We start from the raw sequence: 22632 nt of genomic DNA, 5'->3' as shown, positions 1-22632 counted from the left end.
AAATTACATCTAGTATAATGAACTGAACCAACTTCTTATCGTTTTGAAATTGTAAAAACTTTTGAAGTAAATGGAATGTTGCGAACTAAGATCTTGACTGCTGCTATTTGCTGGGTTTAAAATTTCTTTTTGCTAAATCTTTACGAACTCTACTCAAACTTTCTGGTGTAATACCCAAATATGAAGCAATCATCCATTGTGGAACACGAAGTAATAAATCTGGATACATTTCAATAAAACTCAGATATCTTCTTTCGGCAGTTGCTCCTAATAAAAGATTAATCCGTTTCTGCATTTGACGGATATGATTGTGCAACAATTTATCATTAAACTGACCGAACACTGGACTAATTTTATTAGCGTTAGCAAAAAAATTTTCTTCCAATAATACAACTTCTGTGTCTTCAACAGCTTCAATAAAACTATCGGAAGGATCATTGAAATAAACACTACTTCTATCAACTATAAACCAATTCTCAGGTGCAAATTGAATAATGTGTTCCTTCCCGTCGTCTCCTAGTCTATACGAGCGAAGCAAACCTTTTTCCACAAAAAACGAGTTACTACAAATAGCACCTTTATTCAAAAGAATAGAGCCTTTTTCATACTTTTTCTTTTGAAGTTTATCATATAATTCTGTTGCTTGTTCTTCAGAAATAGCTGCAGCGTTAATCAAATAAGATTTAAAATTGAATTCGTTCATCCGAAAGTTTGTTTTATGCAAATAGTTATTTCACCTACTTCAAAAATACCAATTTATAAGTTATAACTTTTAGCTCATATTAACTTAAAAGACCAAACAAATACCTTATTTTTATAAGTTTTTAACAGCCAAGAAACTATAAGATTTTTTTTAAAATGAAAACGGCAAAAATTGAATCATTACTTCAAAAAAGTAACGTTAGACCAACAGCTATGCGTATTTTGGTTTATAATTTTCTTTTAGAAAATGAAGCTGCTAAAAGTTTAACAGATTTGGAAAATTATTTTGATAAGTCTGATAGAACAACGCTATATCGAACAATTAAAACTTTTGAAGAAAAAGGTGTTGTTCATCAAATAGATGATGGCACTGGCACAACAAAGTATGCCTTATGCGAACAAGGTTGTAATTGCCAAATAGAAACTGATCTTCACCTCCACTTTTATTGCAATATTTGCGATGAAACCGTTTGCTTAACCGATAGAAAAATCCCGCATATCAATCTTCCTGATGGCTATACTGCTGAGGATGCCAACCTCGTGATAAAAGGTAGATGCGAAAAGTGTCCTGAATAATGCACTTCTGTTGCACTATCTATATTTCTAAATTGCCACTTTAAATACCAAGCTATTTGTAATAGAATTTGTTAGGCTTAAAAAATAGCCGAAATGAATTTTTATTTCAAAATTGGAAATAAATATATGCAATGAAGAAAAAGGAATTAGCTCATAATAAGTTAAAAAGTGAAGAAGGATGCTGCAGTCACAACCATAATGTCAATACCGATAATCACCAAAGTAATTTCAAAATATATTTACCTGCCATAATAAGTTTTATAATTCTTATTTCAGGTATTGTAATGGATTACTATGGCACCGCTTTCTTTAAAAATTGGGTTCGATTAGTATGGTACGGAATAGCTTATATCCCAGTGGGTTTCCCAGTAATGAAACAAGGTTGGGACAACATTATGAAAGGAGATTTTTTTACAGAATTCTTTTTAATGACCATTGCTACCATCGGAGCTTTTGCCATTGGCCATTACGAAGAAGGTGTTGCTGTAATGCTATTTTATACAGTTGGAGAGTTATTCCAGCATTCGGCAGTTGAAAAAGCAAGAGGAAATATAAAAGCTCTTTTGGATGTGCGCCCAAATGAAGCTTTAGTAAATCGAAATGGCAAATATGTCTCAGTAAACCCTGAAGAGGTTGAAATAGGTGAAAAAGTTCAAATTCGCGTGGGAGAAAAAATCCCCGTAGATGGTAAATTAGTTTCTCAAAAGGCTTCATTAAATACGGCAGCACTAACCGGTGAAAGCAAACCTGATGCAATTAGAAAAGGAGATAAAGTTTATGCAGGAAGTATTAACCTTGAAGGCGTTATCGAAATTGAATCCACAAAACTATTTAACGACAGTTCAATATCTAGAATTTTAGATTTAGTTCAAAATGCCACTTCACGTAAATCTAAAACTGAACTTTTCATTAGAAAATTCGCCAGAATCTATACTCCTATAGTTGTTTTTTTAGCTATAGGCGTTACGCTTCTACCCTATTTTTTTGTAGATGAATATGTGTTTCAAGATTGGCTATATAGAGCTTTAATATTTCTAGTAATTTCATGCCCCTGCGCCTTGGTAATATCTATTCCTTTAGGGTATTTTGGAGGACTAGGAGCTGCTTCTCGAAATGGGATATTATTTAAAGGAGCTTCATTTCTTGATGCGATTACCAAGATAAACACTGTAGTTATGGATAAGACAGGCACCCTGACTAAAGGAGTTTTTAAAATCAGTGCAATTAAGGCATTTACCTATTCTGAGGAAGAATTGATGCAATATCTTCTTGCAATTGAAACTCAGTCAACGCATCCCATAGCAAGAGCTATTATGGAGTACGAGCATGATAAAAACATATATCAAGCAAATAATGTTACTGAAATAGCTGGAAAGGGATTAAAGGGGAATGTTAATGGTAAAACTATACTTGCTGGAAATAAATCCTTACTGAATTCGAATAATATTGAAGTTCCTCAAGAAACTGAATCTATTGTAGAATCTATTGTTATGATTGCAATAGATAATGTATTTGCGGGATATGTAATAGTTGCAGATCAATTAAAAGATGACGCTCAAGAAGCTATTACAAACCTGAGAAAAGTTGGAATTGAGAATATCATTATGCTTTCGGGTGATAAAGCTTCAATTACTGACAGAGTTGGTCAAGAGTTAAAATTAAATCAAGCTAAAGGTGGGTTGTTACCAGAAGATAAATTGGATGAGGTTGAAAGATTAAAAAAGATCCCGGGCACAAAAGTTGCATTTGTTGGTGATGGAATAAATGACGCACCTGTTATCGCAACAAGTGATGTTGGAATTGCGATGGGAGGCTTAGGTAGTGATGTTGCTATAGAAACTGCCGATGTAATTATTCAAACAGACCAACCTTCCAAAATTGCTCAAGCCATTAAAATAGGTCGTTCAACTCGACATATTGTTTGGCAGAATATAGCTTTGGCATTTGGCGTAAAGTTAATTGTTTTAATTCTTGGTGCAGGAGGAATAGCTACAATGTGGGAAGCTGTTTTTGCCGATGTGGGTGTAGCTTTTCTAGCCATTTTAAATGCGATACGATTACAAAAAATGAAATGGTCATAAATTGAGTATGGTTTCAAAGTTTCAATGTCAACAAAAACGTTAAATTTGTTTTATTCATAATTGTTCACATAACTCCTATAATGCTTACTATAAAGTTTAAAATAAAATATAATGTTTAGGCATCAAGGCAAAAGCAGAACTTTAAAGCACAACCTACAAATTGCGACTGTTTTGTCATTTGTTGCTGGAATTGTAAACGTTACTGGGTTTCTTGCCATTCAAGAGCTTACTACGAATGTAACTGGACATTTTGCCCAATTTATATATGAATTAGAAAATTTAAAATTTTGGAAGGGAACTATTTATTTACTGTTTATCCTTTCGTTTCTTCTAGGATCTTTTTGTTCTAGTATTCTAATTTTAAAATTTAGAGAAACTAAAAATATAAATGTTTTTGTGTTACCTACGTTAGCAGAAGCGCTAATTCTTGTTACAACAGCTATCCTGGCTCAATCTACCGAAATACAATATCCAAATACTATAGCTTGTTTATTACTGTTTTCAATGGGTATGCAAAATGCTTTTGTGACTAAAATTTCAAACGAAATTGTTCGTACAACGCACCTTACAGGACTTTTCACCGATTTGGGTATTGAATTGGCTCATCTTTTTTTTCCAAAAATGCACCCTAACATTCAAAAAGTAAAATCGAATATAAAACTTAGAATGGTAATAATTTCGTTTTTCTTTATGGGAGGTTTACTTGGTGGCTTTTGTTATTCAACTTTAGGGTTTAAGACAAACAATTTAATAATTGGAGCTATTATCCTAATACTGAGTTTATTTTATGACGACTTAAGATTTAGCTTAATTAAAACCAAAAGAAGGTTCAATCAGAAAAAGATTCGGAATAACTAAGGACACAACTTTTATGGAAAAAGATCTAAATCAAATCCAAACTTCAGAAATGGTAGGAATGATAAAAGTTCGTTTTTTATTAAAGCAAATTGAAAATAGCTAAAGCGTAAAGATAAAATCTTACAAAACGAAGTAATCCAAACAGCAGATAGTTTCTAAAGCTATAATGAATCATTCCTGCAGCCATACTAGTCATAGAATACGGTATAGGCAATAAAGCACCAACAACTATAAGGAAGCCTCCCCATGTGCGAATCTGCTTTAAGTGCTTCTTCATTTTACCTTCCATATATTCATAAACTCTAGGAAGAGTAAAAATCCATCTACCAATAAAATATGAAATAATACCTCCTATGTATGATAATGCAGCTAATAAAGTTAAATAAAGTATTGGCTGAGGCATTTTATCACTCCAAGCAATAAAAATTTCTGGTGGCACAAGTCCAAGTAAAGATTCTGAAGCCAAGAAGACCAACAAAATATTTATCGGCGCGTAGGTTTCAGTAACATAAGTAAAAAGGTCACTAAAATCTACTAAGTACCTATCTACGGCAAATAATGCAGCAATAATTAAAACTATTGGAATAAAAGCTTTTTTAAGACTTTGCCCTACAAAAGAATAGAAACCTGTGTATTTGTAATACAGGTGCACCCTCTTTAGTTTGTTAGTTTCAGATTTTTTTACTGTGTTCATTATATGTTGTGAAAATTCAATCGTTTTTATCTTAAAAATAGTCATCAACCGATGCGGGTATAAGACGTTGCAAATATAATTTTATTAATACTCAGACACAACGATTTATGAAATCATTCACGGTTAATTGTATGTTAAAGAATTACAGTGTTTTGACACCTAAATCCCTAACGAAAGAAAAGATTTAAAAAAAATATTCTAAGGATTTGGCTTAGATTGACCCCTAGGTTTTGCTTGTCGTTTTTTCTTTTCAGGCATTGGTCCACGTAAATGAATTACTAAGCCATTTAAAAAATTACGAAGAAACTGATCGCCGCATTCCATATACTTTTCGTGGTTCTCATTTCTAAATATTGCACCAAGTTCGCTTTTACTTACTTTGAAGTCTACTAATGCACAGATTTTTACGATATCTTCATCTCTAAGTTTATGCGCTACGCGCAATTTTTTCATTATATCGTTATTTGTTAATGCCATAAATCAAGATTGAATTTTTTCAAAGATAACTTTATTTAAATGCTACAAAACCAGATTGCATAAGAAATATGGTATCCAATATGCATTAATTAAAAACCCTTCTCTTTTAAATGCATTCACTTCCCTCCTACTTTTCTCCGGTAGGAACAAGATAAACTGGAACTTTAGTTTTTTCAAGTACACTAGATGCCACTGTCCCGAGAAAGATTCTTTCTAAAGTACCGTGGCTATGAGTTCCCATAACAATTAAATCTGCACCCCATTCGTTGGAATATTTTAAAATCTCATTTGCGGTATCTCCTTCTACCAGTTTTGTTGAAACATTTTCGCCTCCTATATGTCTCTTTGCTTGTTGAAGATAATCTTCAGCAACTTTTACAAATTCTTCTTGAATGTTGTAATCTACAGGAAAAGCATATCCTTCATATCCCATAAATGGTTGATATTCCATTCCATAATAACGCATTTCAGAAAGAACATGAAGCAAACAAACTTCAGCATTCATCATTTTTGCTAGCTCGTAACCCTTATTTACAACTTTTTCAGAATTAGGGTTATAATCAACTGTAATTATTACTTTTTTCATATCTGATAGTATTTCTCTTGTAAAGTTAAAATACAATGATGAATAAATTCGCTTTAATCGGTAATATTTCTTTTAAAAATGGATGTTTGGCAACTATTCAATAAAAATTATTGCTTCACAATAATTGTAGTAGCTTTATTTCCGGTAAGCAAATTCCATTCGTAAGAAGCTAATAGGTTTCCAATTTCATCGTAAACATTAACTTGTGCCGTATTCGGGCCTGAAGAACCCTGATTTAAAGCTTCGAAATCAATTTTATTAAATCCGTCCTCAAGCGGAAGATCAAAGCCTCTAAAGCTTCCTTCCAATCTAACGTGAGCAATTTCAATTTGTCCGTTAACCCATACTCTTATCATATCTCCGTCCACAAACTCGTGATCGCGATACATAATAGTAGCTTTTTTTGCTGTTGTTTTAAAATCACCTAAATACTGATCCTTCCCGTATTCTGGTTTAGCTTCCTTATCTTTAGTAAAATACTTCGGGGCTTTGTTTGTACCTGTATAGTCTATCAGCCCATCCCCATTTTGCATATCGATTTGCTTTTCTTTTTCTTTTCCTAAATCAGAATTACTAAAGGTATTAGACTTATTATTTTTAGTAAGTGAAGGTGTTTTTGCAGCCGGTATTTCAAAACCTGTTGGATTGTCTATTGTTGATTGCGACGATTCAAAACGAACATTGTTGTTATTCGGGAATTCAATTTGTGCAAACAAAACCCCGTGAAACAGAATTAAACCGATAAATAAGACTTTCTTTAACATAGCATATAAAATTTCTTATCCTATAACAACAACTACACCAAATTTAGTGTGCTATTTGATAAACAAGAAATAAATTGTAAAATTTTATTTATTATGTTTTTGCCTTTTTCTCCACCAAAGAATTAATACCACAAACACGATTGGAATAATTATATATATTATCAAGTCGGCTGTATTAGATAAGTCGATTGGGTAATCACTTGGTTTTGGGACCTCTGTGGGCTTTTGTGCCCAAGCAATTGAGGTAAACAACAAGGCAGTTATAGGGGTTAAGATATCTTTCATATTCATAATTTTCATTAAGATAAACATTAAAAATCACACCATCAAATTTTAACAACTTATGTTAACTATTTGGAAAATCCCCAAAAATGTCTTACTATGCCGTGTTATTATTAAAAACAGGAGAATATATGAGACAACTTAAGATCACGAAGCAGGTTACCAACAGAGAAACCAAATCTTTAAACAGTTATTTACAGGATGTTAGTAAGATAGATTTAATAACCGCCGAAGAGGAGGTTGAGTTGGCACAACGAATTCGTGAAGGTGATCAAGCCGCACTTAATAAATTGAGTCGTGCGAATTTACGATTTGTTATTTCTGTGGCAAAACAGTATCAAAACCAAGGTTTAAGTCTTCCAGATCTTATTAACGAAGGAAACGTTGGTTTGGTGAAAGCTGCTAAAAGATTTGATGAAACGAGAGGTTTCAAATTTATCTCGTATGCCGTTTGGTGGATTAGACAAGCAATTCTACAAGCAATTGCGGAGCAGTCGCGAGTTGTAAGACTTCCACTTAACAAGATTGGTGATATCAATAAAATTAAAAAAGCCTCTATTCACCTAGAGCAAAAGTTTGAAAGAGTACCTACTGCGGCTGAAATTGCAAAAGAATTAGACTTTAGTGAAAGTAAAGTAAAGAGTTCTTTGAAAAACTCAACGCGAAGCTTATCGATGGATGCACCATTTCAGGAAGGAGAGAATGACAATAACCTTTATGATGTATTGAGTTCTGGAGAAAGTCCTAATCCTGATAAAGATTTAATGCACGAATCACTTCGTATTGAAATTAATCGCGCATTAGACACTTTAGCTCCACGTGAAGCGGATGTTGTTAAATTAAATTTTGGTCTTTGTGGGCAACCACCTATGACACTTCAAGAAATTGGTGATACTTTCGATTTAAGTCGTGAGCGTGTACGTCAAATTCGTGAAAAAGCGATTCGTCGTTTGCGTCAGACTTCTAAAAGCCACATCTTGAAAAAGTATTTAGGCTAAAAAATCTTTAAAAATATTGGTTCTCTAATATTTTTAACATTTTCTAAAGAACGAGTATTGTTTCTGAGGTTATCTTTATAACGATAACAAAAGTCTTATGACAACAGAAATAATACTCGTTTTTTCTATTCTGTTAATTACCATTATCCTTTTTGCCTTTGAAGTTTTTTCAGTAGATAAAATTGCGATGTTGGTAATAGCCACATTAGCACTTACCGGATTAGTACAACCAGAAGAGGCAATTTCGGGCTTTTCTAACCCCGCAACTATTACAGTGCTCTCCTTAATGATTATCGCTTTAGCCCTTGAAGACAACGGCGTAATTGCAACTCTAGCGCGTTTTCTTAAAAATTTACACATACTCCCACTCTTTCTATTACTCCCTGTATTTATGCTTATTACTGGTGGGATATCTGCATTTATAAATACAACCGCAGTAGTAATTGTATTTATTAAAATTATTTCAGAATTAGCTAAGCGCTTTAATCTTCCAAAGGCCAAGTTACTTCTACCTATATCATTTGCAGGTATTTTAGGTGGTAGCTGTACACTTATGGGGACTTCAACAAACCTTATAGTAAACGCTATTGCAAAGGATTTAGGCGCCGAGCGCTTTAGCTTTTTTGAATTCTCTTTTTTCGGATTTATTTTTTTAATTGTAGGGATTATCGTAATAACTATAGGTTCACGCTGGCTTCCCTCCGACTCTAAAGAAAGTTTACAAGAAGCATATGAATTGGACGATTATGTAACAACTGTATCTATAACCGAGGAATCTAAATTAATAGACAAGACTATAGAAGACACTTTTTTATATTCTAATCCAGAAATTTCAATATTAAAACTAAGAAGAGGAAAACAAACCATTAATGCACCTGGCAGATATATATCCTTAAAGGAAGGTGATAGATTAGTTTTAATGTGTGATTTAGAAAATCTTACTGAACTTAAAAAAGCTGAAGGTTTAAGTATTCATAAAGATGAAGAGGATAAAGGAGATGACGAACAAACCGACAAAGAAAAAGATAAAGAAACAAGTAAAATTTCGAAGGAATGGACTTTTGTAGAACTTTTAATTCTGCCTGGTTCTATACTAATAGGTAAAACATTAAAACAGTTAAGAAAACAAACCTTTAATAGTGCACTTCCTATTGCAATAAAAAAGCGAAGGAATATTAGAAACACCAAGGAAAGATTAATCCGGAAGAATATCGAGCAAATCACTTTAAAACCTGGTGACAGACTTTTGGTTGAAATTCCAAAAAATGAAATGAGCCTACTTTACGATTTGGAGAATGTTGCAGTTTTAAAAGAACATAAAGCCAAACCAACAGTAAATATTCGAAAGAGAAATATTTCATTTGTAATCTTACTACTAGTAATTGGCTTAGCTGCCAGTGGAATTTTACCAATTTTAATTAGTGCCATCACCGGTGTTTGTTTAATGCTATTAACCCGTTGTTTAAATTTAAACGATGTTTATCATCGTATAAACTGGCAGGTAATCTTTTTACTTGCAGGAATGATTCCTCTCGGTATCGCAATGAACAACACAGGTGCAGACAAATGGCTTTCAGATCAACTGCTTACAGTTTTAAGTGGACAGTCGAATTTAGTGGTTATAGGCCTTATCTTTTTAATCACCATGTTAATGAGTAGCGCAATTAGCAATAATGCTACGGCAATAATTATGACACCTATAGCAATAGCTGTAGGGGTTGGATTAGATTTGTCATTAAAGCCTTTTATACTATCGGTTTTATTTGGAGCCAACTTCAGTTTTTTCACTCCTATGGGGTACCAAACCAATACTTTAATTTACGGTATGGGTATCTATAAGTTCAAACATTTCTTTTTAATTGGAGGAGTTTTATCCATTATTTTATGGCTTTTAGGTACTTTTATGCTTTCATCATTACTATAAAACAACTATATGGCACTACAAAATTTTTCAGTTAGCGATTCAGTTTCAAACTTATGGAATAAACTTGACGGATGGCTAGATGCGATTATTCTAAAACTGCCCAATATGGCTGTAGCCATTATTGTAATGGTTATATTTTATTTTATTGCGAAGGGCGTTAGGAAATTTGCCCACGATGTTCTTTTTAGAAAAATAAGCGACGAGTCTATTAAACAAGTACTCTCAAAATCTTTTTACGCCGTAGTATTATTAATTGGATTTTTTATAGCATTAAGCGTTTTACAACTTGACAAAATGCTTACCTCTATATTAGCTGGTGCTGGTGTAATGGGGTTGGCAATTGGTTTTGCTTTACAAGGAACCTTAAGCAATACTGTATCAGGTTTTATGCTGTCGTTTCAACCCAAAGTAAGGATAGGCGATTTTGTAGAAACTCAAGATCGCAGTGGTTTTGTAGAAGAAATTGATTTAAGGAATGTCACGCTCAAACAAACAGATAATGATTACTTAATTGTTCCAAATAAAATGTTTGTGGAAAACAGCTTTATTAATCACTCCTGGACCAAAAGAACTCGAATCACTGTAGAATGCGGAGTTGGTTATGAAGAGGATTTACAAGAAGTAGAAGATTTAGTAATTAAAATTATTTCTGCTAACTTTGAACAAAACCGCCATGAAGAAGTTGAATTCTTCTTCAATGAATTTGGAGATAGTTCAATTAACTTTATTACTAGGTTTTGGATAGACAGCCAAAGTCCGAAGCCAGTATTAGCCGCAAAACACAAAGCGATTAAACTGATTAAGAAAAACTTTGACGAGGCTGGAATAAACATCCCTTTCCCTATTCGCACATTGGATTTTGGAAAGAATAAACTACAAATGACTACCAAAAAAGAAGAATAAAAAATTAACCAAAAATTAGACGTTATGAAAAAATTACTTAGAATATTAGCTGCCGGTTGGGGTGCTAAAAAAATAGGTGGAGGTAAGTGCGGTTGTATAGGTACAATTGTAGTATTTATTATACTTTACTGGCTTATAGGGTACGTATTATAAACCCTTTAATACCTCTTTAACAAAACAATAGCACTTATTAACTAATTATTTGTAGTGTTGGCACATATATTTGTCCCATACAAACCTATTAAAAATTAGTAAAATGAAAAAAGCTATTGCACTAACCATGCTTGCGGGAGCATTATTTGCTACCTCTTGCGTATCGAAAAAAAAGTATGTAGAACTGGAGAATCAATACAATGATACTCGTTCTACTTTAGCAAAAACTCAACTTGAAAAAGAAGAAATTGAAGCGAAATACGCTAAAATTGAAGAGCGTGTTGCTAGCTACAATTCTAAAATCCAATCATTAACCGACAGTAACAACAACCGCCTACAGCAGTTTGAAGGTGTTGTGATTTCAGAAAATGATAAGGAAAAAATGAAAAAAGCTCTTGCCAATGTAGATCCCCAAGAATTGGCCGAAGCTAAGACACTTAAAGATTCTATGAATCTTATTGTTTCTCACAATCTTAAGAAAAACCTAGACAACTCATTAGTTGGTGAAGGTGAAGAAGATGATATCACAATTGATATTGATGAAACAGTAGTAATGATTACTATTTCTGATAAACTATTATTCAGTTCTGGTAGTGCACGTGTTAACAGAAAAGCTAATCCCCTATTAGAGCGTTTGGCTAATGTAATTAACAGCGAACCAGCGTTAGAAGTTATGGTTGAAGGTCATACTGACAGCCAAACTGTAAAGCCAGGTGCTTATATTAAAGACAACTGGGAATTGAGTGTAGATCGTTCTACTGCTGTAATTCGTATATTACAAGATAATTACGGTGTAGATCCTGCAAAACTAATTGCTGCTGGTCGTAGTAGTTTCCATCCTTTAACCGAAAACGAAACTAAAGAAGGTCGCGCAAAGAATAGAAGAACAAGAATTGTAATCTTACCAAACCTTGATAAATTCTTAGCATTACTTTCTAATAACTAATGTTAGAAAGTAAAGATTAAACAACAAAAAAGGCTGTTCAAAATGAACAGCCTTTTTTATTTAAATAATTAAAATAACTTTTACTTGCTAGGTGGCGTAGTTGGTCTTACTTCAATTTTACTCGGTAAGGTTCGAGGGTTCATTTTTAATAAATCTACCACCAACTTTCCGATATCTTCTTTCTGAATCTTCCAAGCATCTTTTTCATCAGGCTCATTTCCATTAAAATGCGTAGACACAGAACCAGGCATAATTGTACTTATTTTTATACCATAATCGCGGAGATCAAGCATAGCTGCTTGTGAAAAACCAGTTAAACCAAATTTACTTGCATTATAAGCACTTCCTCCTTTAAAGAAGTTAGTTCCAGCCAAACTTGAGATACTTATATAATAACCTTTGTTTTTCTTCAGTTGCTCTAAACCTGCTTTTAAAGTGAAAAATGGTCCTGTAAGATTAGTGTCTATTGTTTCTTGCCATTGTTCTATAGATAGTTCTTCAACAGAACCAAAATGGCCTAAACCAGCATTAGCAATAACAACATCTAATCCTCCAAATTCTTTAATCGCAGTCTCCACTGCCTTTTTTTGACTTTCAAAACTCCTTACGTCTGCTTGTAAACCTATAGCTTGAGCCCTGTCGTTTCCATATGCATTCAACATTTTTGCAGCCTCTTCAGCTGTTTCTAAATTTCTTCCTGTAATTGCTACATTAACGCCTTCTTTGAGTAATGCTTCGGCAATTCCGTAACCAATTCCTTTTGTACCGCCAGTAATTAGAGCGGATTTTTTTCCTAAATCATTCATGTCTATTGTTTTTTTCAAAGTTACCAAATGCAATTTCTATTGTTATTAATTTCTACTTAAATTTGAAATATGAAACTTCCAGTAATTTTACTTTTATTTCTCGTTTTTTCAGTGAAAATGAATTCACAAGAGAAGTTAGTTAATCTAAAAGATCTTTCCACAGAATTCAACTATGAAATCCGTTATGCCACTCCAAATAATTTTATTGGCGAAACACTTTACGATTGTGCAGAATGCCTTTTACAACCAGAGGTTGCTGAAGCCCTTCTATTAGCTAATCAATATTTTTGTGAAAAAGGGTACCGTATTAAAATTTACGATTGCTACCGCCCACTTGATGTTCAGAAATTTATGTGGTCTAAATACCCGCGCCCTGGCTATGTTGGCAATCCTTATGGAAATGGCTCTATCCATAATAAAGCTGCCGCAGTAGATATCACGATAGAAACCCTAGACGGATGTTATGTTGAAATGGGAAGCGATTACGATTACTTCGGAAAAGAAGCACATATAGACAATTATAACTTGCCCAAAGAAGTGCTTGCAAATCGGAAGCTTCTTTTTGAAGGAATGCGCAAATTTGGCTTTAAAAATATCCGTACAGAATGGTGGCATTTTAATTTTGGAAGCACGAGGAAATATAAAACAATGAATGTCCCCTTGCCTTGTGAATAAGAATTATTGTTTAATTAGATGTTTTACCCTCCTCCCCTCTATTCAGTTTAAAAGGAATATCAGGACTGTTTTTATAAAGTTTTAATTCAACAACATCTGAAGGTAAATTGAAGTCTCTATCCGCAAGTGCGACTTTTACTTCTTTAATTATCATCCCACGTAATATTCTTGAGGCCCTTCTATAATCAACAGTATCTACCCAAAAGAATACTTTTAAGTTTACAGTACTTGCGGCCAACTCATCTTCAATAACAAAGTTTTCATGCTCACCATCACGGACAATTTCTTTGTTGTTGTCTAAAACATCTTGGATTACCTTTTTAGCAGCATCAATATCATCTTCATACCCCAAACCTACTGTGAAATCGACTCTATAGAAACCATCTGCTGTATAATTTTCAACTGGTTTAGTTAACACATCACTATTTGGGATATAGATATCACGTCCATCAAAAGTTTTTATATGTGAATATCTAAAACTCAACTCCTTTACTTTTCCGAAAATATCATCAACTTTTATGGTATCATTAATATTAAACGGCCTGTTAAAAGCCAGAATAATTCCAGCTAAAAAATTCTTACCAATATCTTGAAATGCAAACCCTAAAATAATTGCTCCACCACCAACAGCAGTTAATAATCCCGTAGCGATATCATCTAATCCGGCAACTCGAAGTGCAAGCATTATAGTTATAATAATTAAAATTACTTTCACCGCTTGTGCCAAAAATTTCGACATTAACGGATCTTCAGATTTTTGCTGAAAACGTCTTTTATAGAAGCTCGTTAACATTTGAGCAAGTAAAACACCAAGGATTATAACTAAAATCGCCAATGCAATTCGGGGTAAAATTCTTAGAAATTCCTCGTAATATTGTTGAAGTGAAAGCTTAATTGTTTCAGTAGGTGATTGTAGTAGTAAGGGCATTTATTTTTTCTTTTAAAGATACTAATAATGAATAAACAATTCTTCACTTAAATTAGTCTTAAAGTTTAGCAGAGCAGATTTCAAGATGTATCTTTGCGAAAAAATAAGTATAGTGGAACTTTCAGTAAAAACATTCAAGCTCATTAGCACTTTGGAGGCTATTTCATTTTTAGTATTATTAGGTATTGCTATGCCTTTAAAATATATCTGGGATATGCCAGAAATGGTACAAATTGTTGGTATGGCGCACGGAATCTTATTCGTGCTTTATGTTGGTGGTGCAATATATATGTACAAAAAACTTAATTGGTCTATTGCCGATTTGTTTATTGTAGTTATGTGTTCAGTACTTCCTTTCGGACCTTTTTATGTTGAGCGTAAATATTTATAATGAATCAAGATACACTTCAAGAATATAGTTGCTTATTACAGAACTTCCTTATAAATGAAGGAATGTATCCCCAATGGGCTATTTTCTTAAACGTTGTTGTAAACTGTATCGTTGTTTGGATAGTAGTCTATTTCCTTGACATTGTCTTTAGAAAGTTAATCATAGAAACCTTTAAAGCATTAAGCAATAAAACTGTTTCAACTTTTGATGATTATTTAGTTAAAAGTAATTTCCCAAGGTATATTGCGCACGTACTGCCGTTGGGAATTGTACACAACCTTATCCCTATAATCTTTATAGAATCTCCTCTAATAACCAATCTTCTATTGGTTATTACTAAGGTTCTTACTGTAATTCTTTTAATTTATATTTTTAGAAGTATTCTACGAACCACTCGTAACTATCTTCAAGGTACCGAACGATTTAGGGACAAACCTATGGAGAGTTACGTTCAAGTAATGATGATATTTACATGGGGAGTTGGTATATTTTATATCATACAGATGTTAACTGGTTTTTCATTAATCAGTTTAACAACTCTTGGAGCTGCTTCGGCAGTAATTTTACTTATTTTTAAAGATACCATACTCGGTTTTGTAGCTAGTATTCAGGTTGCGGTAAATGATATTGTTCGAATTGGAGATTGGATTACTTTTAGCAAGTTTGGCGCTGATGGTTATGTTACCGAAATAAACCTTGCAACTGTACGCGTTCAGAACTGGGATAATACTTATACTACAATTCCTACATATAGCTTAATTTCAGATTCTTTCCAAAACTGGCGGGGAATGCAAGAAAGTGACGGTAGAAGAATAAAACGATCTATTTATATAAAGCAATCTTCCATAAAATTTATGTCTTCAGAAGATATTGAAAAATTCAAAAAGATTCAGCTAATTAAACCATATCTAGAACACCGTGAGAAGGAGGTTTCTAAGTTTAACACACAAAATGAAGCTGATAAAGAATTGCTTATCAATGGCCGTAATCAAACGAACTTAGGAGTTTTTCGTCATTATGCCGATGCTTATTTAAACGAAAACCCAATTATAAACAAAGATTTATTTTTGATGGTTCGTCATTTGGCACCAACAGACAAAGGGATTCCTATCGAGATATTTTGCTTCAGTAAGGATAAGCGATGGGTGACTTACGAAAATGTTCAAGCGGATATTTTTGATCACCTATTGGCAGCTATCCCCTACTTCGATTTAGAGGTATTTGAGTTACCTACAGGCAAGGATATCCAACGTCTTTGATTACTTGATTTCTAAGTACTTCAGAATAAAAATTTCAAGCATCACAAGTCTTTAATTTGCGGTGAAATAGTACCTTTGCAAACTATGTCGAAAAATGAGGATTTTATAGAAGTTTTGGGCGCACGCGTCCACAATTTAAAGAATATTGATGTTCGTATTCCAAGGGAAAAATTAGTTGTTATTACAGGACTTTCGGGAAGTGGAAAATCTTCTTTAGCTTTTGATACAATCTACGCTGAAGGGCAACGCCGCTATATTGAAACTTTTTCGGCTTATGCACGACAGTTTCTAGGTAGTTTAGAACGTCCAGATGTCGATAAAATTGAAGGTCTTTCACCTGTAATTGCAATTGAACAAAAAACTACAAGCAAAAGCCCGCGTTCTACTGTGGGTACAATTACTGAAATTTACGACTTCCTTCGTTTATTTTATGCCCGTGCAAGTGATGCATATAGCTACAATACTGGCCAAAAAATGGTTAGTTATAGCGACGAACAAATTAAGAGACTTATACTTGAGGACTTTGCCAATAAAAAAGTTAGTATCCTCGCTCCTGTTATTCGTTCTCGTAAAGGACATTACCGTGAACTATTTGAACAAATAGCTAAACAAGGATTTTTAAAGGTACGCGTTGATGGGGAGGTGCGAGATATTGTAAAAGGAATGAAACTAGACCGTTACAAAACTCACGATATTGAGATTGTAATAGACAGGCTAAAAGTTCCACCTTTTACTGAGCAGACAGCAGTTAAAGAAACAGATAACGACAAACGAATTTCAGAAACCATAAATACAGCAATGTATCACGGTGATGATGTTTTGATTGTTCTAGATAACGACACCAATGAAGCACGATATTTTAGTCGTTCTTTGATGTGTCCAACTTCTGGGATTTCATATCCTAACCCCGAGCCGAATAATTTCTCTTTCAACTCTCCAAAAGGGATGTGCCCGAATTGTAAAGGGCTAGGGAAACTTTATGAAGTAAATCTAAATAAGCTTGTACCAAACCCAAAACAATCGATTAAACAGGGTGCTTTGGCTCCGCACGGACCGCAAAAAAGTAATTGGATTTTTAAGCAGTTAGAATTAATTGCCGAAAGATATAAATTCAAATTAAGCGATTCTTTTGAGAGTATTCCTCAGAAAGCTAAGGATATCATATTTTTCGGGGGAAATGAAAAGTTTGAAGTAGAATCAAAGGAACTTGGAATTACAAGAAGTTATAAAATAGATTTTGAGGGAGTAGCAACATTTATTCAAAATACATTTGATGCCAACGAATCTACTTCGCTTAAAAGATGGGCTAAGGAATATATGGATAAAATACCTTGTCCTGAATGTGGCGGAACCCGACTTCGCAAGGAATCACTTTACTTTAAAGTAAATGAAAAAAATATTGCCGAACTCGCCAACATGGATATTGTAGAGTTGGCAGACTGGTTTAAAAATTTAGAAAAAAACCTTTCAGAAACGCAGCTAAAAATTGCTTCAGAAATTATAAAAGAAGTACGCTCTAGACTTCAATTTTTAATTGATGTGGGGCTAACTTATTTGGCATTAGACAGAAGTTCAAAATCTCTTTCTGGTGGAGAAGCACAGCGTATTCGACTTGCAACTCAAATTGGTTCACAGCTGGTAGGTGTACTCTATATTTTAGATGAGCCAAGTATTGGTCTACATCAGCGTGATAACGAGCGTTTAATTTATTCTTTAAAACAGTTAAGAGAAATTGGAAACTCCGTAATAGTTGTGGAACACGATAAGGATATGATTGAGAGTGCAGATTATGTAATCGATATTGGTCCTGCTGCTGGAAAATACGGAGGAGAAATAGTTTCAGAAGGAACTCCAAAAGAAATTGAAAAACACGATACCCTTACTGCAGATTACTTAAACGGAAGAAGAAAGATAGAAATTCCAGAAAAGCGCAGAGAAGGAAACGGAAAAACATTAACGCTGAAAGGCGCTACAGGTAATAATTTAAAGAATGTTTCTGTTGAGTTTCCTTTAGGAAAGATGATTGGCGTAACAGGCGTTTCTGGTAGTGGGAAATCAACCCTTATCAACGAAACTCTCTACCCTATTCTTAATGCTCATTTCTTTAATGGTGTAAAAAAACCTATGCCTTACAAAAAGATTGAAGGACTTGAGAATATCGATAAGGTTATAGATATTAATCAGTCCCCAATTGGGCGTACACCACGCAGTAATCCTGCAACTTACACAGGCGTTTTTTCTGAAATAAGAAATCTATTCGCTAAAACACCAGAAGCAATGATTCGCGGGTATAAACCTGGACGTTTTAGCTTTAACGTCTCTGGCGGTAGATGTGAAACTTGTAAAGGTGCTGGACTAAGAGTGATAGAAATGAATTTCCTTCCAGACGTTTATGTGGAATGTGAAACCTGTCAAGGAAAACGATTTAACCGTGAAACTTTAGAAATTCGCTATAAAGGAAAATCTATTTATGACGTATTGGCGATGACAATCAATGAAGCAGATGATTTCTTTGAAAACATCCCTAAAATACACCGAAAAATAAAAACCATAAAAGATGTTGGACTTGGGTATATAACGCTCGGACAACAATCCACAACCCTTTCTGGTGGCGAGGCGCAACGAATTAAATTGGCGACAGAACTTTCAAAAAGAGATACCGGAAATACTTTTTATATTTTAGATGAACCTACTACAGGATTGCATTTTGAAGATATTCGCGTATTGATGATAGTACTGAATAAATTAGTTGATAAGGGTAACACCGTTTTAATTATAGAACATAATCTCGACGTTATTAAAACCGTAGATTATATTATAGACATAGGCCCTGAAGGTGGAAGAAAAGGTGGGAAAGTAATGGCTTTAGGAACTCCTGAAGAAATTGCAGATCACAAAAAAAGTTATACTGCGCGATTCCTTAAAAAAGAGTTACTTTAGAGGATTATTCCTGATAGCTTGAAGTAAAAATTATTAACAACATTAAAATACTATTCAATAAATGAGAAACGAATTAACACCTAAAAACTGGAACCAAGTAAAAACAAACGACTCTTGGGCTATTTTTAAAATAATGGGAGAATTTGTTAATGGATACGAGAAAATGAGTCGTATTGGACCCTGTGTATCTATTTTTGGATCAGCTCGTACTAAACCAGATCACAAATATTACAAGCTAGCAGAAAATATCGCCAAGAAAATTACTGAAAACGGTTACGGTGTTATCACTGGAGGTGGTCCTGGTATTATGGAAGCAGGAAATAAAGGTGCTCATTTAGCAGGTGGAACTTCTGTAGGACTTAATATTACACTTCCATTCGAACAACACGACAATCCATATATTGACAGCGATAAGAGCATAGACTTTGATTATTTCTTTGTGAGAAAAGTTATGTTTGTGAAATATTCACAAGGTTTTGTTGTAATGCCTGGTGGTTTTGGAACTTTAGATGAGTTTTTTGAAGCATTAACACTTATTCAAACTCACAAAATAGATAAGTTCCCAATTATATTGGTTGGCACTGAATTCTGGGGCGGACTTTTTGAATGGATTAAAACAACATTAGTTGACGCTAAAAACATTAATGTTGAAGATTTAGATTTAGTTCATTTAGTTGATACTGAAGATGAAGTACTGGTTATCTTAAACGAATTCTATAACGAATATAATTTAAGTCCGAACTTTTAATTTTCCATAAAAACTCTGGAGGTATTTATAATTTGTGATATTCTTCTAGCAGTTCAGAATTTAAATTCATTAAAATATCTTGATAGCAAAAAGTATTTTATACTGTATTTTTTTTTGCTTGACTATTCAAGCAATGGCACAGCATACGATAAATATTAATGCTACGCTAAACCCTTCTAATAAAACGATTTCGATTGAACAGAAGGTGACGTATAATAATACTTCTAAGGATACATTAAATGAAATTTACTTTTTCGATTGGGCGAATAGTTTTTCTGCTAAAACGACACCGCTAGGTAAACGTTTTGCCGACAATTATGAGAGTGCTTTTCACTTCGAGAAAAAAGAAAATCGAGGAAAAACAGATATTCACAAAATCTATAACAACTCGGTTGTTCCGCTACAATGGCAACGTGATAAAGCAGTAGATATTCTAAAAATAATTCCTGATAAACCTCTTAATCCAGGTGATAATTATACTTTCAATATAGCGTATACAGTAAAAGTTCCAGACGATAAGTTTACGCGTTACGGAGTAGACAAAAACAACAACTACAAACTGCGGTACTGGTACATTTCTCCTGCTGTTTACGATGGGGAATGGCAAGTTTATAGCAATAAAAATACAGATGATTTATATTTAACTCCATCTCATATTTCTATAAACTTAAATATCCCAAGGATATACAATGTAACGTCAGATTTAAACGTCGAAATTGAAACCCTTTCTACTAAAGAAAAAACTATTCATCTAGAAGGGGAAGATCGCAACAGCGCTGTTTTATATATTGAAAAAAATCCAAGTTTTACAACAATTGAAACCGATAAAGTTAGCATTGTTACAAATATTCAAAACAGCCGTGTAAACCCTCCTGTTCAAGCTTTAGTAATCGATAGAGTCGCTCAATTTTTACACAATAAACTTGGACCATATCCTTTTGAAAAAATAGTAGTTAGTGAGACAGATTATAAAACAAATCCCGTTTACGGTTTAAACCAACTTCCAAGTTTTATTAGTCCTTTCCCTGATGGTTTTGAATATGATATGGAACATCTCAAAACCATTACCCGCCATTATATAGACAACACTTTAATTTTTAATCCTAGAGAAGATTATTGGTTACAGGATGCTTTGCAGATTTATATAATGATGGATTATGTAGATACCTACTACCCTAATATGAAAATAATTGGAAGTTTAAGTAATTGGTGGGTAATACGTTGGGCACACGCAGCAAACCTTGAGTTTAATGATCAGTATCCGCTACTCTACTTAAATATGGCTCGTAATAATATTCAACAACCACTTACTATTTCAAAAGATTCGTTGTTGAAATTTAATATGAATATTGCCAACGGCTATTACGGTGGTAGTGGTTTCAAATATTTAAATGATTATTTAGGAGATAATATACTTAGTGAAAGCTTCAAGGAATTCTATACTCAAAATAGATTAAAACCTGTAAAATCTTCAGATTTCGAAACTTTTCTATCTGAAAAAACTGACCTTCCTATTAATTGGTTTTTTGAGGATTTTGCAAACACTCGAAAAACTATAGATTTCAAAATTAAGAAAGTTCAAAAACAAGGCGATTCCCTTATAGTTTCCATAAAAAACAATAGAAAATCTAAACTACCCGTTAGTTTATACGGCTTAAATAATGACGATGTTGTTTATAAAACTTGGACCAAACCAATTGACAGCATAGACACAATTACGATTCCATCTAAAAATATTAAAAAGTTAGTTCTTAATCACAAAGGTGAAATCCCTGAGTATAATCGTCGAAACAATTATAAAACGGTAGATGGGTTATTAAATAAGCCTATTCAATTTAGGCTTTTTCAGGATGTAGAAGATCCTAGCTTCACCCAGTTTTTCTTTATGCCAATATTCGAGTATAATTTGTACGACGGGGTATCTGCAGGTATCCGACTGTATAACAAAACCGTGCTTCCTAAGCCAGTTCACTTTAGTTTTGAACCCCAATATGGTTTTCGCTCTAAGAAATTAGTAGGAGGTGCATCTGTTAGTTATATTCAATATTTAGATGAAGACAAACTTTATAAAATGCGATATGGTTTTTCAGGAAATTATTACTCCTACAATCGTGGTTTATTCTATAAAAAATTTACACCCTATATCACTTTCTCATTCAGAAATGATGATTTAAGAGATAATGAAAAGCAATTTATCAATCTTAGAAACATAAACGTTTATAAGGACAAAGATCCTAATGATCCCGATCAAGAGCCAAATTACAGTGTTTATAATATTCAGTACGTATATTCAAATCCAAACCTAATTAATTATTTCAGGTCTGTAGTGGACTATGAAATTTCGTCTAAATTTAGCAAGCTATCAGCAAACTTAGAGTATAGAAAGTTATTTCTAAGCAACCGACAATTAAATTTACGCTTTTTTGCAGGAGTATTTCTTTTCAACGATACGCGTGAAAATGAAGATTTTTTCAGTTTCGCCTTAGATCGTCCTAGTGATTATTTATTTGATTATAATTACTATGGAAGAAGTGAAGATTCTGGTCTTTTCAGTCAACAATTAGTTATTGCAGAAGGGGGATTTAAATCACAATTAGAACCTGCTTTTGCAAATAGTTGGATGGTAACAGCCAATGCAAGTACTAATATTTGGAAGTGGATATATGCCTATGGCGATGTGGGGTTAGTCCACAATACACATAGCGGTACTACTGCAGTTTTTGATAGTGGAATTAGATTGAGTTTGGTAGCAGATTATTTCGAACTTTACTTCCCGCTTTATTCAAGTTTAGGATTTGAACCCAACCTCCCTCATTATGACGAAAAGGTTCGTTTTATAGTAACCCTAAGCCCTCAAACGCTACTTGGTCTATTTACTAGAAAATGGTATTAAAGTATGTTTTTTTTCAAAAGAACAAATTGTATAAGATTACTTCAATCA

At 33.5% G+C, this 22632-nt stretch carries 22 protein-coding genes; 14 read left to right on the top strand and 8 right to left on the bottom strand.

Translation table 11 applies throughout. From position 1 onward, the window contains the following. Nucleotides 1-103: 103 nt before the first annotated feature. A complete protein-coding gene (locus tag H4O20_RS02130; protein WP_139854622.1) occupies nt 104-703 on the bottom strand; it encodes a Crp/Fnr family transcriptional regulator in 600 nt (199 codons plus the stop codon). Between the two features lie 155 nt (nt 704-858). On the opposite strand from H4O20_RS02130, the gene H4O20_RS02125 reads away from it, so the two are divergent. From H4O20_RS02125 to H4O20_RS02115, 3 genes are all read left to right on the top strand, one after another. Continuing rightward, nucleotides 859-1278, top strand: coding sequence for a Fur family transcriptional regulator (locus H4O20_RS02125; protein ID WP_139854620.1), 420 nt, complete (start codon nt 859-861; stop codon nt 1276-1278). A gap of 131 nt (nt 1279-1409) precedes the next feature. Next, nucleotides 1410-3359 (top strand): heavy metal translocating P-type ATPase, encoded by a 1950-nt coding sequence (locus tag H4O20_RS02120; protein WP_185098135.1) that lies wholly within the window; start codon nt 1410-1412, stop codon nt 3357-3359. 111 nt (nt 3360-3470) lie between these two features. Further along, nucleotides 3471-4217 (top strand): YoaK family protein, encoded by a 747-nt coding sequence (locus tag H4O20_RS02115; RefSeq protein ID WP_139854617.1) that lies wholly within the window; start codon nt 3471-3473, stop codon nt 4215-4217. A gap of 79 nt (nt 4218-4296) precedes the next feature. On the opposite strand, the gene H4O20_RS02110 is transcribed toward H4O20_RS02115, so the two are convergent. The 5 genes from H4O20_RS02110 to H4O20_RS02090 all read right to left on the bottom strand — a co-directional run bounded on the left by H4O20_RS02110 (nt 4297) and on the right by H4O20_RS02090 (nt 7023). After that, entirely contained in the window at nt 4297-4911 is a 615-nt protein-coding gene (locus H4O20_RS02110) for a YqaA family protein (protein ID WP_139854616.1), read from the bottom strand. 198 nt (nt 4912-5109) lie between these two features. Continuing rightward, nucleotides 5110-5388: a DUF1456 family protein gene (locus H4O20_RS02105; RefSeq protein ID WP_139854614.1), complete on the bottom strand. Its 279-nt coding sequence runs from the start codon at nt 5386-5388 to the stop codon at nt 5110-5112. A 127-nt stretch (nt 5389-5515) separates the two neighbouring features. Further along, nucleotides 5516-5974 carry a universal stress protein gene (locus H4O20_RS02100; protein WP_139854612.1) on the bottom strand — a complete coding sequence of 153 codons (459 nt, stop codon included), beginning with the start codon at nt 5972-5974 and terminating at the stop codon, nt 5516-5518. Between the two features lie 107 nt (nt 5975-6081). Then, complete coding sequence (locus tag H4O20_RS02095) at nt 6082-6738, bottom strand: hypothetical protein (RefSeq protein ID WP_185098134.1); 657 nt, start codon at nt 6736-6738, stop codon at nt 6082-6084. Between the two features lie 84 nt (nt 6739-6822). After that, nucleotides 6823-7023 carry an adenylosuccinate synthetase gene (locus H4O20_RS02090; protein ID WP_185098133.1) on the bottom strand — a complete coding sequence of 67 codons (201 nt, stop codon included), beginning with the start codon at nt 7021-7023 and terminating at the stop codon, nt 6823-6825. A 128-nt stretch (nt 7024-7151) separates the two neighbouring features. On the opposite strand from H4O20_RS02090, the gene H4O20_RS02085 reads away from it, so the two are divergent. The 5 genes from H4O20_RS02085 (at nt 7152) to H4O20_RS02070 (ending at nt 11944) form a co-directional block, all read left to right on the top strand. After that, entirely contained in the window at nt 7152-8018 is an 867-nt protein-coding gene (locus H4O20_RS02085) for an RNA polymerase sigma factor RpoD/SigA (RefSeq protein WP_139854606.1), read from the top strand. Nucleotides 8019-8115: 97 nt separating this feature from the next. Beyond that, nucleotides 8116-9942 carry an SLC13 family permease gene (locus tag H4O20_RS02080; RefSeq protein ID WP_139854604.1) on the top strand — a complete coding sequence of 609 codons (1827 nt, stop codon included), beginning with the start codon at nt 8116-8118 and terminating at the stop codon, nt 9940-9942. A gap of 9 nt (nt 9943-9951) precedes the next feature. Then, the gene (locus H4O20_RS02075) at nt 9952-10845 is read left to right on the top strand and encodes a mechanosensitive ion channel family protein (RefSeq protein WP_139854602.1); all 894 of its coding nucleotides are present in this window, start codon (nt 9952-9954) and stop codon (nt 10843-10845) included. Between the two features lie 24 nt (nt 10846-10869). Next, entirely contained in the window at nt 10870-10998 is a 129-nt protein-coding gene (locus H4O20_RS15090) for a hypothetical protein (RefSeq protein ID WP_260402625.1), read from the top strand. A 103-nt stretch (nt 10999-11101) separates the two neighbouring features. Further along, nucleotides 11102-11944, top strand: a complete 843-nt coding sequence (locus tag H4O20_RS02070; RefSeq protein ID WP_139854601.1) for a flagellar motor protein MotB — start codon at nt 11102-11104, stop codon at nt 11942-11944. Nucleotides 11945-12024: 80 nt separating this feature from the next. Here H4O20_RS02070 and H4O20_RS02065 read toward each other — a convergent pair whose 3' ends face one another. Beyond that, on the bottom strand, nt 12025-12750 hold the full coding sequence (locus tag H4O20_RS02065; RefSeq protein WP_185098140.1) for an SDR family oxidoreductase: 726 nt from the start codon (nt 12748-12750) through the stop codon (nt 12025-12027). A gap of 69 nt (nt 12751-12819) precedes the next feature. On the opposite strand from H4O20_RS02065, the gene H4O20_RS02060 reads away from it, so the two are divergent. Then, a complete protein-coding gene (locus H4O20_RS02060) occupies nt 12820-13425 on the top strand; it encodes a M15 family metallopeptidase (protein ID WP_139854599.1) in 606 nt (201 codons plus the stop codon). A gap of 10 nt (nt 13426-13435) precedes the next feature. Here the strand turns inward: H4O20_RS02060 and H4O20_RS02055 are convergent, their stop codons facing one another. Next, on the bottom strand, nt 13436-14353 hold the full coding sequence (locus tag H4O20_RS02055; RefSeq protein WP_139854597.1) for a mechanosensitive ion channel family protein: 918 nt from the start codon (nt 14351-14353) through the stop codon (nt 13436-13438). Nucleotides 14354-14456: 103 nt separating this feature from the next. Between H4O20_RS02055 and H4O20_RS02050 the strand changes: the two genes are divergently transcribed. The 5 genes from H4O20_RS02050 (at nt 14457) to H4O20_RS02030 (ending at nt 22584) form a co-directional block, all read left to right on the top strand. Further along, on the top strand, nt 14457-14744 hold the full coding sequence (locus tag H4O20_RS02050) for a DUF3817 domain-containing protein (protein WP_139855017.1): 288 nt from the start codon (nt 14457-14459) through the stop codon (nt 14742-14744). Further along, nucleotides 14744-16003 (top strand): mechanosensitive ion channel family protein, encoded by a 1260-nt coding sequence (locus H4O20_RS02045; RefSeq protein WP_185098132.1) that lies wholly within the window; start codon nt 14744-14746, stop codon nt 16001-16003. Before H4O20_RS02050 ends, H4O20_RS02045 begins: the two co-directional genes overlap by 1 nt. Nucleotides 16004-16087: 84 nt before the next feature. Then, entirely contained in the window at nt 16088-18943 is a 2856-nt protein-coding gene (uvrA, locus tag H4O20_RS02040) for an excinuclease ABC subunit UvrA (protein ID WP_139854593.1), read from the top strand. A gap of 61 nt (nt 18944-19004) precedes the next feature. Beyond that, nucleotides 19005-19691, top strand: a complete 687-nt coding sequence (locus H4O20_RS02035; RefSeq protein WP_139854591.1) for a TIGR00730 family Rossman fold protein — start codon at nt 19005-19007, stop codon at nt 19689-19691. A 133-nt stretch (nt 19692-19824) separates the two neighbouring features. Continuing rightward, nucleotides 19825-22584, top strand: a complete 2760-nt coding sequence (locus H4O20_RS02030) for a metalloprotease (RefSeq protein WP_260402624.1) — start codon at nt 19825-19827, stop codon at nt 22582-22584. The last annotated feature ends 48 nt before the right edge of the window (nt 22585-22632 follow it).

It is taken from the genome of Aequorivita sp. 609 (assembly GCF_014212065.1).
In the GTDB taxonomy this organism is placed as follows: Bacteria; Bacteroidota; Bacteroidia; order Flavobacteriales; family Flavobacteriaceae; genus Aequorivita; species Aequorivita sinensis.
The sequence above is the reverse complement of the archived record's forward strand: the minus strand, read 5'-3'. Positions and strand labels throughout refer to the sequence as shown.

Bases quoted from the DNA above. Each gene is read 5' to 3' on its own strand.
- H4O20_RS02065 (WP_185098140.1), bottom strand. From the start codon at position 12,750: ATGAATGATTTAGGAAAAAAATCCGCTCTAATTACTGGCGGTACAAAA.
- H4O20_RS02120 (WP_185098135.1), top strand. From the start codon at position 1,410: ATGAAGAAAAAGGAATTAGCTCATAATAAGTTAAAAAGTGAAGAAGGA.
- H4O20_RS02115 (WP_139854617.1), top strand. From the start codon at position 3,471: ATGTTTAGGCATCAAGGCAAAAGCAGAACTTTAAAGCACAACCTACAA.
- H4O20_RS02060 (WP_139854599.1), top strand. From the start codon at position 12,820: ATGAAACTTCCAGTAATTTTACTTTTATTTCTCGTTTTTTCAGTGAAA.
- H4O20_RS02105 (WP_139854614.1), bottom strand. From the start codon at position 5,388: ATGGCATTAACAAATAACGATATAATGAAAAAATTGCGCGTAGCGCAT.
- H4O20_RS02080 (WP_139854604.1), top strand. From the start codon at position 8,116: ATGACAACAGAAATAATACTCGTTTTTTCTATTCTGTTAATTACCATT.
- H4O20_RS02095 (WP_185098134.1), bottom strand. From the start codon at position 6,738: ATGTTAAAGAAAGTCTTATTTATCGGTTTAATTCTGTTTCACGGGGTT.
- H4O20_RS02035 (WP_139854591.1), top strand. From the start codon at position 19,005: ATGAGAAACGAATTAACACCTAAAAACTGGAACCAAGTAAAAACAAAC.
- H4O20_RS02070 (WP_139854601.1), top strand. From the start codon at position 11,102: ATGAAAAAAGCTATTGCACTAACCATGCTTGCGGGAGCATTATTTGCT.
- H4O20_RS02090 (WP_185098133.1), bottom strand. From the start codon at position 7,023: ATGAAAGATATCTTAACCCCTATAACTGCCTTGTTGTTTACCTCAATT.
- H4O20_RS15090 (WP_260402625.1), top strand. From the start codon at position 10,870: ATGAAAAAATTACTTAGAATATTAGCTGCCGGTTGGGGTGCTAAAAAA.
- H4O20_RS02045 (WP_185098132.1), top strand. From the start codon at position 14,744: ATGAATCAAGATACACTTCAAGAATATAGTTGCTTATTACAGAACTTC.
- H4O20_RS02055 (WP_139854597.1), bottom strand. From the start codon at position 14,353: ATGCCCTTACTACTACAATCACCTACTGAAACAATTAAGCTTTCACTT.
- H4O20_RS02085 (WP_139854606.1), top strand. From the start codon at position 7,152: ATGAGACAACTTAAGATCACGAAGCAGGTTACCAACAGAGAAACCAAA.
- uvrA (WP_139854593.1), top strand. From the start codon at position 16,088: ATGTCGAAAAATGAGGATTTTATAGAAGTTTTGGGCGCACGCGTCCAC.
- H4O20_RS02030 (WP_260402624.1), top strand. From the start codon at position 19,825: ATGGCACAGCATACGATAAATATTAATGCTACGCTAAACCCTTCTAAT.
- H4O20_RS02130 (WP_139854622.1), bottom strand. From the start codon at position 703: ATGAACGAATTCAATTTTAAATCTTATTTGATTAACGCTGCAGCTATT.
- H4O20_RS02100 (WP_139854612.1), bottom strand. From the start codon at position 5,974: ATGAAAAAAGTAATAATTACAGTTGATTATAACCCTAATTCTGAAAAA.
- H4O20_RS02075 (WP_139854602.1), top strand. From the start codon at position 9,952: ATGGCACTACAAAATTTTTCAGTTAGCGATTCAGTTTCAAACTTATGG.
- H4O20_RS02125 (WP_139854620.1), top strand. From the start codon at position 859: ATGAAAACGGCAAAAATTGAATCATTACTTCAAAAAAGTAACGTTAGA.
- H4O20_RS02110 (WP_139854616.1), bottom strand. From the start codon at position 4,911: ATGAACACAGTAAAAAAATCTGAAACTAACAAACTAAAGAGGGTGCAC.